The 14,542-nt window shown below is 33.1% G+C and carries 17 protein-coding genes, 1 tRNA gene and 1 pseudogene; 15 read left to right on the top strand and 4 right to left on the bottom strand.

Annotation, left to right across the window (positions count from 1 at the left end):
* Nucleotides 1–281: pseudogene (locus B2U95_RS00790) on the bottom strand (hypothetical protein); the annotation flags it as partial.
* A 62-nt stretch (nucleotides 282–343) separates the two neighbouring features.
* On the opposite strand from B2U95_RS00790, the gene B2U95_RS00785 reads away from it, so the two are divergent.
* The 5 genes from B2U95_RS00785 (at nucleotide 344) to dusB (ending at nucleotide 4,921) form a co-directional block, all read left to right on the top strand.
* The gene (locus B2U95_RS00785) at nucleotides 344–1,588 is read left to right on the top strand and encodes a M28 family peptidase (RefSeq protein WP_296311401.1); all 1,245 of its coding nucleotides are present in this window, start codon (nucleotides 344–346) and stop codon (nucleotides 1,586–1,588) included.
* A gap of 74 nt (nucleotides 1,589–1,662) precedes the next feature.
* Nucleotides 1,663–2,784 (top strand): hypothetical protein, encoded by a 1,122-nt coding sequence (locus tag B2U95_RS00780; protein WP_296311399.1) that lies wholly within the window; start codon nucleotides 1,663–1,665, stop codon nucleotides 2,782–2,784.
* A 60-nt stretch (nucleotides 2,785–2,844) separates the two neighbouring features.
* Nucleotides 2,845–3,222: a DUF4345 domain-containing protein gene (locus tag B2U95_RS00775; RefSeq protein ID WP_296311397.1), complete on the top strand. Its 378-nt coding sequence runs from the start codon at nucleotides 2,845–2,847 to the stop codon at nucleotides 3,220–3,222.
* Between the two features lie 15 nt (nucleotides 3,223–3,237).
* Entirely contained in the window at nucleotides 3,238–3,837 is a 600-nt protein-coding gene (locus B2U95_RS00770; protein WP_296311395.1) for an SOUL family heme-binding protein, read from the top strand.
* An 88-nt stretch (nucleotides 3,838–3,925) separates the two neighbouring features.
* The gene (gene dusB, locus B2U95_RS00765; RefSeq protein ID WP_296311392.1) at nucleotides 3,926–4,921 is read left to right on the top strand and encodes a tRNA dihydrouridine synthase DusB; all 996 of its coding nucleotides are present in this window, start codon (nucleotides 3,926–3,928) and stop codon (nucleotides 4,919–4,921) included.
* Here dusB and B2U95_RS00760 read toward each other — a convergent pair.
* Nucleotides 4,918–6,120, bottom strand: a complete 1,203-nt coding sequence (locus B2U95_RS00760; RefSeq protein ID WP_296311390.1) for an ABC transporter permease — start codon at nucleotides 6,118–6,120, stop codon at nucleotides 4,918–4,920. The two genes, dusB and B2U95_RS00760, sit on opposite strands and share 4 nt — an antisense overlap.
* The gene (gene rbfA, locus B2U95_RS00755) at nucleotides 6,121–6,513 is read right to left on the bottom strand and encodes a 30S ribosome-binding factor RbfA (RefSeq protein ID WP_296311388.1); all 393 of its coding nucleotides are present in this window, start codon (nucleotides 6,511–6,513) and stop codon (nucleotides 6,121–6,123) included. It lies immediately after the preceding gene.
* Nucleotides 6,514–6,575: 62 nt separating this feature from the next.
* Here rbfA and mce point away from each other — a divergent pair, with 62 nt between their 5' ends.
* From mce to B2U95_RS00740, 3 genes are all read left to right on the top strand, one after another.
* A complete protein-coding gene (gene mce / locus B2U95_RS00750) occupies nucleotides 6,576–6,980 on the top strand; it encodes a methylmalonyl-CoA epimerase (RefSeq protein ID WP_296311386.1) in 405 nt (134 codons plus the stop codon).
* Nucleotides 6,981–7,060: 80 nt separating this feature from the next.
* Nucleotides 7,061–7,134, top strand: a tRNA-Ile gene (locus tag B2U95_RS00745).
* Between the two features lie 279 nt (nucleotides 7,135–7,413).
* Nucleotides 7,414–7,569, top strand: a complete 156-nt coding sequence (locus tag B2U95_RS00740) for a hypothetical protein (RefSeq protein WP_296311383.1) — start codon at nucleotides 7,414–7,416, stop codon at nucleotides 7,567–7,569.
* On the opposite strand, the gene B2U95_RS00735 is transcribed toward B2U95_RS00740, so the two are convergent.
* A complete protein-coding gene (locus B2U95_RS00735) occupies nucleotides 7,566–8,156 on the bottom strand; it encodes a riboflavin synthase (RefSeq protein WP_296311379.1) in 591 nt (196 codons plus the stop codon). The two genes, B2U95_RS00740 and B2U95_RS00735, sit on opposite strands and share 4 nt — an antisense overlap.
* Before the next feature lie 96 nt (nucleotides 8,157–8,252).
* On the opposite strand from B2U95_RS00735, the gene pdxA reads away from it, so the two are divergent.
* From pdxA to B2U95_RS00700, 7 genes are all read left to right on the top strand, one after another.
* A complete protein-coding gene (pdxA, locus tag B2U95_RS00730) occupies nucleotides 8,253–9,293 on the top strand; it encodes a 4-hydroxythreonine-4-phosphate dehydrogenase PdxA (RefSeq protein ID WP_296311376.1) in 1,041 nt (346 codons plus the stop codon).
* 79 nt (nucleotides 9,294–9,372) lie between these two features.
* Nucleotides 9,373–9,912: a YceD family protein gene (locus tag B2U95_RS00725; RefSeq protein WP_296311373.1), complete on the top strand. Its 540-nt coding sequence runs from the start codon at nucleotides 9,373–9,375 to the stop codon at nucleotides 9,910–9,912.
* 8 nt (nucleotides 9,913–9,920) lie between these two features.
* Nucleotides 9,921–10,124, top strand: coding sequence for a 50S ribosomal protein L32 (gene rpmF, locus B2U95_RS00720; RefSeq protein ID WP_296311372.1), 204 nt, complete (start codon nucleotides 9,921–9,923; stop codon nucleotides 10,122–10,124).
* Nucleotides 10,125–10,281: 157 nt separating this feature from the next.
* A complete protein-coding gene (locus B2U95_RS00715; RefSeq protein ID WP_296311371.1) occupies nucleotides 10,282–11,277 on the top strand; it encodes a beta-ketoacyl-ACP synthase III in 996 nt (331 codons plus the stop codon).
* 28 nt (nucleotides 11,278–11,305) lie between these two features.
* Nucleotides 11,306–11,782, top strand: coding sequence for an acetyl-CoA carboxylase biotin carboxyl carrier protein (accB, locus tag B2U95_RS00710; RefSeq protein WP_296311370.1), 477 nt, complete (start codon nucleotides 11,306–11,308; stop codon nucleotides 11,780–11,782).
* A gap of 82 nt (nucleotides 11,783–11,864) precedes the next feature.
* The gene (gene accC, locus B2U95_RS00705) at nucleotides 11,865–13,217 is read left to right on the top strand and encodes an acetyl-CoA carboxylase biotin carboxylase subunit (RefSeq protein WP_296311369.1); all 1,353 of its coding nucleotides are present in this window, start codon (nucleotides 11,865–11,867) and stop codon (nucleotides 13,215–13,217) included.
* A 234-nt stretch (nucleotides 13,218–13,451) separates the two neighbouring features.
* On the top strand, nucleotides 13,452–14,542 hold a 1,091-nt coding region (locus B2U95_RS00700; RefSeq protein ID WP_296311367.1), incomplete at its 3' end, for a zinc-dependent metalloprotease family protein.

Below are 14,542 nucleotides of genomic sequence, written 5' to 3'. Positions count from 1 at the left end.
TTCATTAAAAACATTTGGTCGCAACCTACATTCCATTTTGCATTATTAGATTGAAATACTAATTGCTTATCGTCAAAACTCCAATAGGCTTCAGCGTTATCTCCTCCAAAAGTTACTTGTCTAATAGATTTAAAGTGTATTTCTTCCGGATAAATTAAAGAATCTTTAACTTCAGAAACTATTGAGGTAGTTTCAGAAGATGGCTCTAAAGCCCTTGCGTTTTCGTTTTTACAAGCTGAAAATGTAATCAGTAGAATAAGTATAACAAGGAGTCTGTTCATAATTAAAGAATTATAATAAATGGCATTTAATGCCTAATTTTGCCCAAAAATAAGATATAGTGATGAAAAAATTGATGTTTTTAGTTCTTTTAGCAGGAATAATGTCTTGTAAAAATAAACCAGAAGTTGCAGACAATAATATTAAAGCAGACGTTGCTTTTTTAGCAGATGACAAATTAGAGGGTCGTCAAACAGGTACTGAAGGCGAAATTCTAGCAGCAAAATATTTAACAAAGCGTTTTAAATCGATAGGTCTAGAGCCAAAAGGAACAGAAGAGTTTTTACAACCCTTTTCATTTAAGCCAAAAACAGATCCGCACAAGACTGTAGAGTTTACGACTAATGCAGATAGTACAATTACGGGTAATAATGTTATTGGATTTATTGATAATAATGCAAAAACCACGATTGTTATTGGGGCACATTATGACCATTTAGGTTTTGGTGGCGAAGGCTCTTTATACAGAGAAAAAGAAAAAGCTGTACATAATGGAGCCGATGATAATGCTAGTGGAGTTGCAGTAATGCTTAATCTGGCGAGTAGATTAAAAATTAAGAATAGCCAAGCTGAAATAAAGGATAAAAACAACTATTTGTTCATGGCATTTTCTGGTGAGGAAATGGGTTTATTAGGCTCTAATTACTTTTCTAAAAACCCAACTATTGGTGCTGAGTCTATTAATTATATGATTAATATGGATATGGTAGGCCGTATGAAAGTTGATAGTACTTTAGCTGTTTACGGTACAGGAACCTCACCAATGTTTAAGCAGACCTTGAAGTCTAACAATGATAAATTTAAGCTTATTGAAAATGAAAGTGGTGTAGGCCCAAGTGATCACACGTCGTTTTATTTAATAGATATACCGGTATTACATTTCTTTACAGGGCAGCATGAAGATTACCACAAGCCAGGTGATGATTCTGAAAAATTAAATTATGATGGGATGAATCTTATTTCAGATTACATCTATAATATCATTTCAGATTTAGATGATAATGGTGAATTAGCCTTTAGAAAAACAAAGAATGAAAGTGATGAAACTCCACGTTTTAAAGTTGGTCTTGGTGTTGTACCAGATTATTTATTTGATGGAAAGGGTATGCGTATTGATGGTACTCGTGAGGAAACACCTGCATATACAGCAGGCCTTCAAAAAGGTGATATTGTAGTTAAATTAGGTGATAGCACAGTAATAGATATGATGAGTTACATGCGTGCATTGTCTGTTTTTGATAATGGTGACGAAGCAGAAATTACAATAAAACGTGGAGAAGAAACTATTGAAACTAGGGTAAAATTTTAAACCAAAAACAAGAAATTTTTATGCTAATTTATTTTTAATTGTACATTTACACCCAAATCATATCAATTTATAAAATGAAAAAATTATTAGCCCTTTTATGTTTGTTAACAGTGTTTACTTGTGAAAATGAGCCATTAGACTTTGATTCAGAAACAGGAGAAACAGATGTTGAATTATTTGGAGAATGGAATTTATCAGAATTTAATACTGAATTAACAACAACTACAGATTTTGATGGACAAATTATTAGTTCTGATTTAGATGTTAGTAGCACAGAAGTAGATTACACTTTAAATTTTATAGGAAATAACTTTACAACAAACGGAAATTATAGTTACGTAGTAGGTATTGTTGTTAATGGCACAGAGGTTTCAAACGAACCTTATACTATTGATAATGTTAGTGGAGGTGGTGCTTATTCTGTAAACGGAAATCAAATGACTATTGATGGTTCGTTTTTCGAATTTAATTTTCAAGGAGCAGACACATCAGTTTTAGATGGGGAACAAACCACAACATTTCAAATTTCGGCTAACGGAGAAACTTTAACTTTCACGCAGAGCGAAAACACAACAGAAATAGATCCCACTACAGGTGCAATCGTCACAATATCTAACAATTCAACATCAATCTGGACTAGAGATGAAGGTGTTGTTGTTACTAATCCGTGTGATGCTGAAGAAGCTACTAATGATGCAGCAGCAGCTTATAACGAAGACAATACTAATGAAGATTTATGTAATGCTTATAAAGCTGCACTTCAAAACCAAATTGCAGAATGTGGTGACGACAACGGAAGCTTACAGACCATCATAGATGATTTAGGAGATTGTACAACAGCATCTGCTAATGGTACACTTGTAGTTACAACCGGAACTTTAGATATTGAGTTTACACAACAAACAGTTAGTATAGATAATGATTTAATAACAGTAGAAGGAACCAGTGCCGGAGGTAGTTATATGATATACTTTCAAGTTACAGAAGGTGATACGGGAACTGACGTTTTTCAAAATTTTGTATTGACTTTAAATGGAACAGAATATTTTCCATCAACTCAAGGGTTTGAAGATTTTACATCAAGCACATCTGTAAGTACCGGTAATGTATTACAAGCTACATTTTTTGGTATAGTAGAAAGTGCTGCTGGTGCAGATTTAAGTCTTACACAAGGAGCTGTTGATGTAACTTACTAAAACAAATTAGCCATTAATTCATAACACTATTTAAAAAGGTGAATTTTAGAAAGATACTTTATGACTAAAAAAGATATAATTTCTAAAATTCACCTTGTTATTTCTGCAGTGATTGTAATACCTGTTGCATTTTTTTACGGATTTAATCCGAGTTCACAATTCGATATTCAATTACAGACGACAGATGAGCATAATTTTTTTAAAGCTATAATGGGATTGTACCTAGGCTTTTCAGTTTTGTGGATTCTTGGTGTTTTCAAAATCAAATACTTAAAACTAGCTTTAGTAACCAATCTCATTTTTATGTTAGGATTAGGTTTTGGAAGATTACTAAGTTTATTTATTGATGGTATACCAACGTTTGGATATCAATTCGGAACGTTTGCGGAACTGTTTTTGGGTTTTTACGGACTTTGGGTAATGAAGAATACAAAATAATATAACCTAATGAAGATGAAGATAATCTTAATTATTGCAGTCATATTGGCCGTCATTTTTATAATAAGTCAAGTATACGCTTTAAAAAGTCAAAGCGGAATAGAGCAGTACTCTTTTAAAGTTATAAAAACGTATTCTGATATTGAAATTAGAAATTATGAAGCTAGTTTATTTACATCTGTTAAATTAACTACTAATGATTATAAAAAAGGATCTAGAGAAGGCTTTTCAATTTTAGGAGGCTATATTTTTGGAGGAAATGAAGATAACGAGCAGATCTCAATGACTTCTCCTGTTGCAATGAGCTTAGAAGATTCTATGGAAGTGTTATTTATGGTGCCAAAAAAGTTTAACAAAAAGAGTTTGCCAAAACCTAATGCATCTAAAATTGAATTTAAAGAAATACCTGCAAAAACGGTTGCAGCAATTGCTTTTGGAGGTTGGTCAGACGCGCTTAAAATAGAGAAATATAAAGAAAAATTAAAAGTAACCTTACGCAACGAGGGTATAATTTATACCAATCGTTTTTATCTTTTAGGTTACAATCCACCATTTGAAGTTATTAATAGAAAAAACGAAATTATTGTAGAATTAGAAAACTATAATAACAAATAGTAATTTAGTTTAACTATTCCGTGACCTAACATAAAAGTATATTCGCTTTTTAATTTAAAACCACTAATTTTGCTCCAAAATTTAAGACTTGGTTAAAATAGGCGACATAGAATTACCAGACTTCCCTTTGCTTTTAGCACCTATGGAAGATGTTAGTGACCCACCATTTAGAGCATTGTGTAAAGAACAAGGTGCAGATGTTGTTTATACCGAGTTTGTATCTAGTGAGGGTCTGATTCGTAATGCTGCTAAAAGTGTTATGAAGTTAGATATTTATGAGAAAGAACGACCTGTTGGTATTCAGATTTTTGGTGCCAATATGGAAAGTATGCTTCAGACCATTGATATTGTAGAAAAATCGAATCCAGATATTATTGATATTAATTTTGGTTGTCCGGTAAAGAAAGTAGTTTCTAAAGGTGCTGGTGCAGGAATTCTTAAAGATATCTGCTTAATGGAACAGCTTACTGCAGAAATGGTAAAACGCACCAATTTGCCAGTTACAGTAAAAACCAGATTAGGTTGGGATCATGACTCTATAAGAATTGTGGAGGTTGCAGAACGCCTTCAGGATGTTGGTTGTAAAGCTATTTCTATACATGGTAGAACTAGGGCCCAAATGTATAAAGGTGATGCTGACTGGAAGCCAATTGCTGCTGTTAAGAATAATCCACGCATGCATATTCCTGTATTTGGTAACGGAGACATTAATACGCCAGAGCGCGCAGCAGAAATGCGTGACAGTTATGGATTAGATGGAGCTATGATTGGACGTGCTACCATTGGCAACCCATGGTTTTTTAAACAAGTAAAACATTTTTTTGAAACAGGCGAGCATCTAGCGCCAATTTCTTTGGCAGAACGTGTTGATGCGGCAAGACGACATTTACAAATGGCTATAGATTGGAAAGGAGAAATCCTTGGTGTTTTTGAAACCAGAAGACACTATACGAATTACTTTAAAGGGATTCCGCACTTTAAAGAATACAGAATGAAAATGGTAACTAGTGATGCCTCTAAGGATGTATTTGCTGCTTTTGATGAAGTTTTAGAAACCTTTCCAGATTATCAGTTTACATCTTAAGACTGAATTAACTGTCTTGTAATACGTTGAGACGCTATTCTGGATGCAATTATTCCTAAAGCGAAGATTGTAGCTAATACAATTAAGACATTAATAAAATTTAATCGTACAGGATAGGCTAAGTCTGGAGTTAGCATTATTAAATCAAAAGATTGCTGTAAAAACACAACGATTAAACCAATTGTAACGCCAGTTAACCCACTTACTATAGTCATTAAACTGCCTTGCCAAAAGAAAATAGACTTTATTGCTTTTGGCTCTGTGCCCAAGTTAAATAGTGTGTTTAGTGATTTTTTCTTATCTAAAATCATCATTATAATAGCTCCAATGACATTAAATAAAGCAATTATAATTACCAAGGTAAAGATGAGATAAATTACAAGATTTTCAGTATTCAGCATTTTAAATAATGCGTCATTGAGTTGTTCTCTATTTTTAATTGTAATCCGATTATTGAATACTTCGTTGAGTTCAACTCTAACAGAGTCTTCATCAACATTAGGGCCTAGCTTAAGCTCTATAGAACTTAATTGATTGTCTTTATAGTTAAGTAAATTTCTTGCTAAACTTATGTTGGCAAAGACATATTCATTATTTAACTCTTCATTAATACTAAAAAGTCCAACGTTATTCACATATGCAGCATTATAGTAACCTTTTGGTGAGTTAGACTGCCCTTTGCCTGGTTTTGGTACATAAATCGATAAAGGTTTGACATAGTTAAAAAGGCCAAAAGATAGATTATAAGAAATACCAGCACCGGAAACAACATCATTACTCTCGGGCGAGATCCAATTGCCTCGACTTATCATTGAATCTACATTAGTAACCTTAAGATAGCTAGAATCTACACCTTTTAAAATTGCAGGTAGATTCTTATTATCAGATCTTATAATAATACGTTCTTCAATTATTTTTGAATATGAAGCAATTCCGTCTATAGCATTTAGCTTAGAAATTTCATCTTCTGAAAGCAGAAAAGATTTACCTTCAATAGGAGTTAATTTTAAATCAGGATCTACAAAAGAGGAAAATTGAAGACTAAAACCCTTTAATCCTGCAAAAACAGATAGAACAATAAATAAAGCTGCTGATGCAATAATAACTCCACCAGAAGCAATACCCGTCATTATGTTTATAGCATTATTACCGCTTTTAGAGAACAGGTAACGCTTTGCTATATATAATGAAAAATTCACTTAAGATTTTTTTCGCTTACCTAATAGGTCTGGGTTTTCAAGAGGATCATCCTCTCCTTTAAGCGAACGCTCAATACCATCTATATATTCTAAAGAATCGTCTATAAAAAATTCAAGATGTGGCATACGCCTTAATTGGTGTCGTGTACGCTGCGCTAACTCATGTCTAATTAATGGGGTATTCGACTTAATACCTTCTAGTAAAGGCTTAGCTTCTTTATTAGGAAATATGCTTAAGTACACTTTAGCCATAGAGAGATCTACGGTAACATTAACTTTTGAAACCGAAATAATAACACCTTTTAGTCCGCCAGAAGATGCGGCACGTTGTAAAACATCTACTAAATCTTGCTGTAGAACACCTGCTATTTTTTTCTGTCTATTACTTTCCATACTACAAAAGTAGAGGATATTTAAGGATTATCTTATTTTTACTCTACAAAATTGAATTCAAGATGAGAAAAATTGAACATATAGGCATAGCCGTAAAAGACATAGATAGTTCTAATGATCTTTTTGAATCGTTATTTGGAAAAGCGAATTATAAAACAGAAGATGTTGAAAGTGAAGGTGTGAAAACTTCTTTTTTTAAATGTGGTCCAAATAAGGTCGAATTGCTTCAAGCTACCAATGAGAATAGTCCAATAGCTAAGTTTATAGAAAAGAAAGGAGAAGGGATTCACCATATTGCTTTTGCTGTAGACGATATTGAAAAAGAAATTAAAAGGTTAACTAAAGAAGGTTTTGAGATGATACATAAAGTACCTAAAAAAGGGGCAGATAATAAGCTGATTGCTTTTTTACATCCAAAATCTACAAATGGCGTTTTAATTGAGCTCTGCCAAGAGATAAACAAATAAAAATGCTTTGAGAGTTTTAAAATATGTAGTAATATTGCACACTCTTTTAAATAAGAGTAGAATTAACAGTAATGTTAATTGGTCCTATAGCTCAGTTGGTTAGAGCACCTGACTCATAATCAGGTGGTCCATGGTTCGAGTCCATGTGGGACCACAACAAAAAAACCTTTCATTTTGAAAGGTTTTTATTTTTTATTAGATCTTGTATTAATATTCATAGTTTTTAATATTACTTTTACATTATATTTTTGTGTGAAATTTAACTTTCTCCCCTAATACGGTCATTTTTTAACACTTAATCGATAATATTTACCGTTTAGAGGCGTTTTTATATAAATAAATTTTGTTGAGTAAGATTTTTTTTTACTTTTACGCCACTATTATTAATTCTATGCTGAATAAAAATATATTTGTTTTAAGCTTATTTTTCTTCATGAGCTTTTTATCCATGGCTCAAGCACCACCACCACCACCACCACCACCACCACCGCCAGGAATGCCTATTGATAACGGAATTTTAATTTTAATTGGTGTTGGTTTAATTTATGGTATTTATAAAGCGTATCGTTTTTCTAAACAAGATGCCTAGTGCCTTAACTCATTAAGGCGCTTTACATATTTTCCTATCACGTCAAATTCTAGATTTACAAGATCTCCAACGCTTAAGTTTTTAAATGTGGTATGACTATACGTGTAAGGTATTATAGCTACCGAAAAACAATTTGATTTAGAATCTACAACAGTCAAACTAACGCCATTCACAGTTATAGATCCTTTTTCAATAGTAATATTGTTTAAGCTTTTATCGTACTCAAAAGTAAAAGTCCAACTTCCGGGTTTGTTAATTATGTTGATACATTTCGCTGTTTGGTCTACATGCCCTTGCACAATATGGCCATCTAAACGATCTCCAAGTTTCATAGCGCGCTCAATATTAATAACATCATTTTCATTAACCAAATTTAAATTTGTTTTGTCTAATGTTTCTTGTATTGCAGTAACTGTATAAGTTTGCTCTTCAATATTAACAACAGTTAAACAGACTCCGTTATGGGCGACGCTCTGATCAATTTTAAGTTCTTCTGTAATAGCACTTCTTACTTTTATATGAAGATTGCCACTATCTTTATCTAGCTTTTCAATTATTCCTAAATCTTCAATGATACCTGTAAACATAAATTGTTCTTATTTGGTTAAATTTGTAACCACAAAGTTAAGAACATAACATAACTCAATTATCAATTTTAATAAAAAAAAAGGATAAGCTATAACATGAAAAACGAAGAAAAGATAATTGTTGGTATATCAGTTGGAGACCTTAACGGTATAGGTACAGAAATTATAATCAAAGCTTACGAAGACCCAAGATCTTTAGAGCTCAATACACCTGTGATATTTGCTTCAGCTAAAACGATGCAGTTTTTTAAGAACCATTTTCAAAGTAAGATTAATTTTTTCAATATAGATTCGGTAGACAAAATTGTACACGGGAAAGTCAATGTTGTCAACGTTTGGAAAGAACCTGTCAATATTGAATTTGGTAGCACAGACAAAAAAATTGGGGAATATGCTATAAAATCTTTAGAAGCTGCAACCAATGCACTCAAAGAAGACCAAATAGATGTCCTAGTAACTGCACCAATAAATAAGCATAATATACAATCAGACACATTTAATTTTCCAGGCCATACAGATTATTTAGCAAAAGCTTTAAATGGAAAGAGCTTAATGTTTATGGTCTCTCAAGGCTTGCGTATTGGATTGTTAACCGACCACGTTCCTCTAAAAGATGCTTCAAATCATATAAATGAAGAATTAATTACAGAAAAAATAGCGACAGTAATAAAATCTCTAAAACAAGATTTTGCAATTAGAAGACCAAAAATTGCTGTTTTAGCAATTAATCCTCACGCAGGTGATAATGGTGTTATAGGAACTGAAGATGATGATATTTTAAAACCGACACTCAATAAAATCAAAGAAGATGGACATTTAGTTTATGGACCTTATTCTGCAGATAGTTTTTTTGGTTCTAATACATTTAAGAATTTTGATGCGATTATTGCCTCTTATCATGACCAAGGCTTAATACCTTTTAAAACAATTACTTTTGGAGAAGGTGTTAATTTTACTGCAGGTTTAGACAAAGTAAGAACGTCACCAGACCATGGCACCGCTTATGAAATTGCAGGTAAAGGTATTGCAGACGAGAGTTCTTTTAAAGAAGCTATACTTACTGCAATTCAAATATTTAAGAATAGAAAAAACCATCATCAATACAGTGAAAACCCTTTAAAAAAAGCTTTAAAATAGATATTAACAAAAATTGTTGATATCTGGAGTCTATTAAAGTAAAAATTTATATATTTGCAGGCTCAAAATGAGTGTGGTAATGAAGGCATTAAAAGATTACATAATACCTTTTATAGGCTTAAAAGCCGGTGAGCATCATTTTGATTATAAAATTTATAATACGTTCTTTCAGATTTTTGAATATAATGAGTTTAACTCAGTTGATGTGAAAATTGACTTGAAGCTTGAAAAGAAGACAACTTTTTTAGAGTTGTATTTTTCAGCTTCGGGATCCGTTAATATTAATTGCGATATTACAAATGAACCTTACAGCCAGTCTATTAATGACGAGTTTAAATTAGTTGTAAAGTTTGGTAGTGAGTATAATAATGAAAATGAAGATATATTAATTGTAACTCATGGTGAGTATGAAATTAACGTTTCACAATATATATACGAACTAATAGTATTGGCAGTGCCAGTTAAACGAATTCATCCAGGTATTGAGGACGGCACATTAGAATCTGACATACTTACAAAGCTTGAAGAATTAAGTCCACAAGAGGACATCAAAAATAAATCGACAGAGGATATTGATCCTCGTTGGAATAATTTAAAAAAACTATTAACGGATAAATAACATTTAATATGGCACATCCAAAGCGTAAAATATCGAAAACGAGAAGAGACAAAAGAAGAACTCATTATAAAGCAACTGTTCCTCAAATTGCAACTTGCCCTACAACTGGTGAGCCACATTTATATCACAGAGCTCATTGGCACGAAGGTAAATTATATTACAGAGGTCAAGTATTAATTGACAACTCGGTAGAAGAAGAAAATTTAGCATAACTATTATGCATGCATATAAGAAAACGCTCACTTGTGAGCGTTTTTTTTGTTTTAATTCTCTCAATAGCGTAAAAACTACTTACTTTGCATACTTATTTGCTTAAGAACCATTGGTTTTTGACAATTTTCAATACTTTTAATTAACTAAACCCTAATAATGAGTAAAATTACGGCCGCGATTACAGCTGTAGGAGGCTATGTTCCAGACTTCGTTTTATCAAACAAAGTTTTAGAAACCATGGTAGATACCAACGATGAGTGGATAACATCAAGAACTGGTATTAAAGAAAGAAGGATTCTCAAAGAAGAAGGCCAAGGAACATCGTTTTTAGCCATAAAAGCTGCACAAGATTTAATAAACAAAAAAGGTTTAGACCCAAAACAGATTGATTTGGTAATTGTCTGCACGGCCACGCCAGACATGAAAGCCGCGTCTACTGCAGCATACACAGCGACTCAGGTTGGAGCTATAAATGCCTTCTCTTATGATTTAGAAGCAGCATGTTCTAGTTTTTTATTCGGAATGTCAACAGCATCTGCTTATATTGAGTCTGGTCGTTACAAAAAGATACTTTTAATAGGTGCAGATAAAAATTCATCGTTCATTAATTATAAAGATAGAGCAACTTGTATCATTTTTGGAGACGGAGCAGGAGCCGTTTTATTCGAACCTAATGAAGAAGGCTTAGGACTACAAGATGAATTATTAAGAAGTAATGGCGAAGGAAGGGAATTTCTGCAAGCAACTTACGGAGGCTCTTCTTATCCTATAAATGAGAATACATTCAAAGAAGAAAAGCACTATATATTTCAAGACGGAAAGACAGTGTTTAAAAATGCTGTTTTTAATATGGCAGATGTCTCAGAAAAGATGCTTAAGAGAAATAATCTAACTAATGACGATATAGCTTGGCTAGTAGCTCATCAGGCTAATAAGCGTATTATAGACGCTACTGCTAATAGAATTAATTTAGATAAATCTAAGGTAATGATGAATATAGAGAAGTATGGTAATACAACTTCTGCAACCTTACCATTACTTTTATTTGATTATGAATCAAAACTTAAAAAAGGGGATAAATTAATTTTCACTGCTTTTGGTGGCGGATTTACTTGGGGCTCTATTTATTTTAAATGGGCTTACAATTCATAAATAAAACTAACTAATAAACACCTAAAAAATGGATTTAAAAGAAATTCAAAACTTAATAAAATTTGTTGCTAAATCTGGCGCAAGTGAAGTTAAGTTAGAAATGGAGGATATTAAAATTACAATAAAAACGGGTTCTGAAGGCGAAACGACTTTTGTTCAGCAAATGCCAATGCATGCAGCACCTCTAATGCAACAGCCCGTTGCACAAGGAGCTCCAATTATTGAAACACCTACAGTAGTATCTGAACCTGAAGAAGACTCTAAATATATTACAATTAAGTCTCCAATAATCGGTACTTTATATCGCAAGCCATCTCCAGACAAGCCTGTATTTGTTGAGGTTGGTAGCGAGATTAAAGAAGGTGACGTGCTTTGTGTAATTGAAGCTATGAAGTTATTCAATGAAATTGAATCTGAAGTTAGTGGTAAAATCGTAAAAGTATTAGTTGATGATTCATCACCCGTAGAGTTTGATCAGCCACTATTCTTAGTTGATCCGTCATAACAATTGAAAATTCCAATCCACAAATCCCAAACCCAATTATTGGAATTTGGTGCTTGGAAAATGAATTTTTAAAACAAAAGTTATGTTTAAAAAAATACTAATTGCCAATAGAGGTGAAATTGCACTGCGTGTAATAAGAACCTGTAAAGAGATGGGTATAAAAACCGTTGCGGTTTACTCTACAGCAGATGCAGAAAGCCTTCATGTGAAATTTGCAGATGAAGCAGTTTGCATTGGGCCACCAGCCAGTAGCGAATCTTATCTTAAAATATCTAATATTATAGCAGCTGCAGAAATTACAAATGCAGATGCAATTCATCCTGGTTATGGATTCTTATCTGAGAATGCAAAGTTTTCTAAAATTTGTGAAGAACATGGTATAAAGTTCATCGGGGCATCTGAAGAGATGATAGATAGAATGGGCGATAAAGCTAATGCTAAATCTACCATGAAAGCAGCAGGAGTACCTTGTGTTCCAGGAAGTGAAGGTATAATTGAAGATTTTGAAGACTGTAAAAAAGTAGCTTTAGAAACCGGTTATCCTGTAATGTTAAAAGCGTCTGCAGGCGGAGGAGGAAAAGGAATGCGTGCTGTCTGGAAACCAGAAGACCTACAAAATGCATGGGAGTCTGCTCGTTCAGAATCTAAAGCAGCCTTCGGAAATGATGATATGTATATGGAGAAGTTAATTGAAGAGCCTCGCCACATAGAAATACAGATTGTTGGTGACTCTAGAGGAAAAGCATGTCATTTATCAGAAAGAGACTGTTCAATACAAAGACGTCATCAAAAACTAACAGAAGAAGTGCCTTCTCCGTTTATGACGGATAAGTTAAGAGCGCAAATGGGAAAGGCTGCGGTTAAAGCTGCTGAATTCATTAAATACGAAGGCGCAGGAACTGTAGAATTCTTAGTAGATAAACACAGAAAGTTCTACTTTATGGAAATGAATACCCGTATTCAAGTAGAGCATCCAATAACAGAACAAGTTATAGATTTCGACTTAATCCGAGAACAAATAATGGTTGCTGCAGGTGTTCCAATTTCTGGAAAAAACTACACACCTAACTTGCACTCTATAGAATGTAGGATAAATGCAGAAGATCCATTTAATGATTTTAGACCTTCTCCAGGAAAAATAACAACGCTTCATGCGCCAGGTGGTCATGGTGTACGATTAGACACACATGTGTATGCTGGGTATAGTATTCCACCAAATTATGACTCAATGATTGCTAAATTAATTACAACAGCTCAAACACGAGAAGAGGCAATTAATAAAATGAAACGCGCTTTAGATGAGTTTGTTATTGAAGGTATTAAAACTACAATACCATTTCATAGGCAGTTAATGGATCATCCAGATTATTTAGCAGGTAATTATACTACTAAGTTTATGGAGGACTTTGTAATCAAAGAAGAAGTAGAAGAATAAATAAAAAGCGACTAATTTTAGTCGCTTTTTTCATTTTATAATCAACTGATGTTTTTATAGCCACTGTGTTTTTTGACCTAAAACTTCTTAATGAGATATTACTATTTATTTAATAGAATAAATTAAGGAATGCACAAAAATTACGACTATAATAGGATAGATGCTTAAAGAAACGTTAGTTTTTTTGCAGTTTATTAACAAACATTATACCTTAGCAGAATAAACCCAATTGTTATGCCCTTATACCTAAAGTTATTTAGTAGTTTTATATGTTCTTTATTCTTTATCCTTAGCGGCTTTTCTCAAAATAGAGAAGAAGTATGGTCTAGCATTAATAGTGATAAAATTGAGAAGACAGATATCATTTTCACTAAGAGTATACCAAAAAACGCAACGTTATTTAGTTTAGATATATCTAGTCTTAAGACGTTACTTACTAATATTCCTTCACGTAATCGATATAACAAAAGCCAAGGAGTAGTTTTTAGTTTTCCTAACCAACTTGGTAAGTTGGAATCTTATTTGGTTGTAGAAGCTTCAGTAATGAAACCGGAGCTGCAAAATCAATTTCCTGAGATACGCTCGTTTGTTGGTAAAGGTCTAGATAATCCAACTTCAGTTATTAGATTTAGTCTTTCACCAGAAAAAGGCTTAAGTAGTATGGTGCTTTCTGATAAAAAAACAATTTTTATTGAGCCGTATTCAGAGGATTTAAAATCATATATCGTTTTTACAAACTCGATTGAGGATGTTAGTTCTAGAGAGCCATTTTTATGTGAGACAGAATACGTAACATCAAATTTTAATATTTCAGAGGAGGAGTTTGCGACACTTAAAAATGCAAATGACGGTATCTTAAGAACCTACGATTTAGCTTTAGCTTGTACAGTTGAGTATGCACAATTTCACGGAGGTACATTACCTAGTGTTATGGCCGCCATGAATACAACAATGACTAGGGTTAATGGTATTTATGAAAGAGACTTGGGACTAACCATGGTTATGGTACCTAATGCATCAATAATCTTTTTAGGGCCAGATGTTGCTTCAGATCCATATACAAATGGAAGTGGTGTCGCTATGCTAACTCAGAATCAGACCACTTGCGACAACAATATTGGTTTTTCAAACTACGATATAGGTCATGTTTTTAGCACAGGTGGTGGAGGTGTTGCATCATTAAACTCCCCTTGCAGCAATAGAAAAGCTAGAGGAGTTACAGGACAAGGAAGTCCTGTTGGAGATTCTTTTGATGTTGATTATGTTGCTCACGAAATGGGTCATCAATTTGGTGGTAACCACACACAAAACAATAATTGTAACCG

Origin of the sequence: Winogradskyella sp. UBA3174 (assembly GCF_002364335.1) — a bacterium.
GTDB lineage: Bacteria > Bacteroidota > Bacteroidia > Flavobacteriales > Flavobacteriaceae > Winogradskyella.
Note: the sequence above shows the minus strand (reverse complement) of the source record. Positions and strands in the feature narration are given on the sequence as shown.

Coding starts and splice junctions, on each gene's coding strand:
- B2U95_RS00785 (WP_296311401.1), top strand. CDS start 344: ATGAAAAAATTGATGTTTTTAGTTCTTTTAGCAGGAATAATGTCTTGT.
- B2U95_RS00780 (WP_296311399.1), top strand. CDS start 1,663: ATGAAAAAATTATTAGCCCTTTTATGTTTGTTAACAGTGTTTACTTGT.
- B2U95_RS00775 (WP_296311397.1), top strand. CDS start 2,845: ATGACTAAAAAAGATATAATTTCTAAAATTCACCTTGTTATTTCTGCA.
- B2U95_RS00770 (WP_296311395.1), top strand. CDS start 3,238: ATGAAGATAATCTTAATTATTGCAGTCATATTGGCCGTCATTTTTATA.
- rbfA (WP_296311388.1), bottom strand. CDS start 6,513: ATGGAAAGTAATAGACAGAAAAAAATAGCAGGTGTTCTACAGCAAGAT.
- mce (WP_296311386.1), top strand. CDS start 6,576: ATGAGAAAAATTGAACATATAGGCATAGCCGTAAAAGACATAGATAGT.
- B2U95_RS00740 (WP_296311383.1), top strand. CDS start 7,414: ATGAGCTTTTTATCCATGGCTCAAGCACCACCACCACCACCACCACCA.
- B2U95_RS00735 (WP_296311379.1), bottom strand. CDS start 8,156: ATGTTTACAGGTATCATTGAAGATTTAGGAATAATTGAAAAGCTAGAT.
- pdxA (WP_296311376.1), top strand. CDS start 8,253: ATGAAAAACGAAGAAAAGATAATTGTTGGTATATCAGTTGGAGACCTT.
- B2U95_RS00725 (WP_296311373.1), top strand. CDS start 9,373: ATGAAGGCATTAAAAGATTACATAATACCTTTTATAGGCTTAAAAGCC.
- rpmF (WP_296311372.1), top strand. CDS start 9,921: ATGGCACATCCAAAGCGTAAAATATCGAAAACGAGAAGAGACAAAAGA.
- B2U95_RS00715 (WP_296311371.1), top strand. CDS start 10,282: ATGAGTAAAATTACGGCCGCGATTACAGCTGTAGGAGGCTATGTTCCA.
- accB (WP_296311370.1), top strand. CDS start 11,306: ATGGATTTAAAAGAAATTCAAAACTTAATAAAATTTGTTGCTAAATCT.
- accC (WP_296311369.1), top strand. CDS start 11,865: ATGTTTAAAAAAATACTAATTGCCAATAGAGGTGAAATTGCACTGCGT.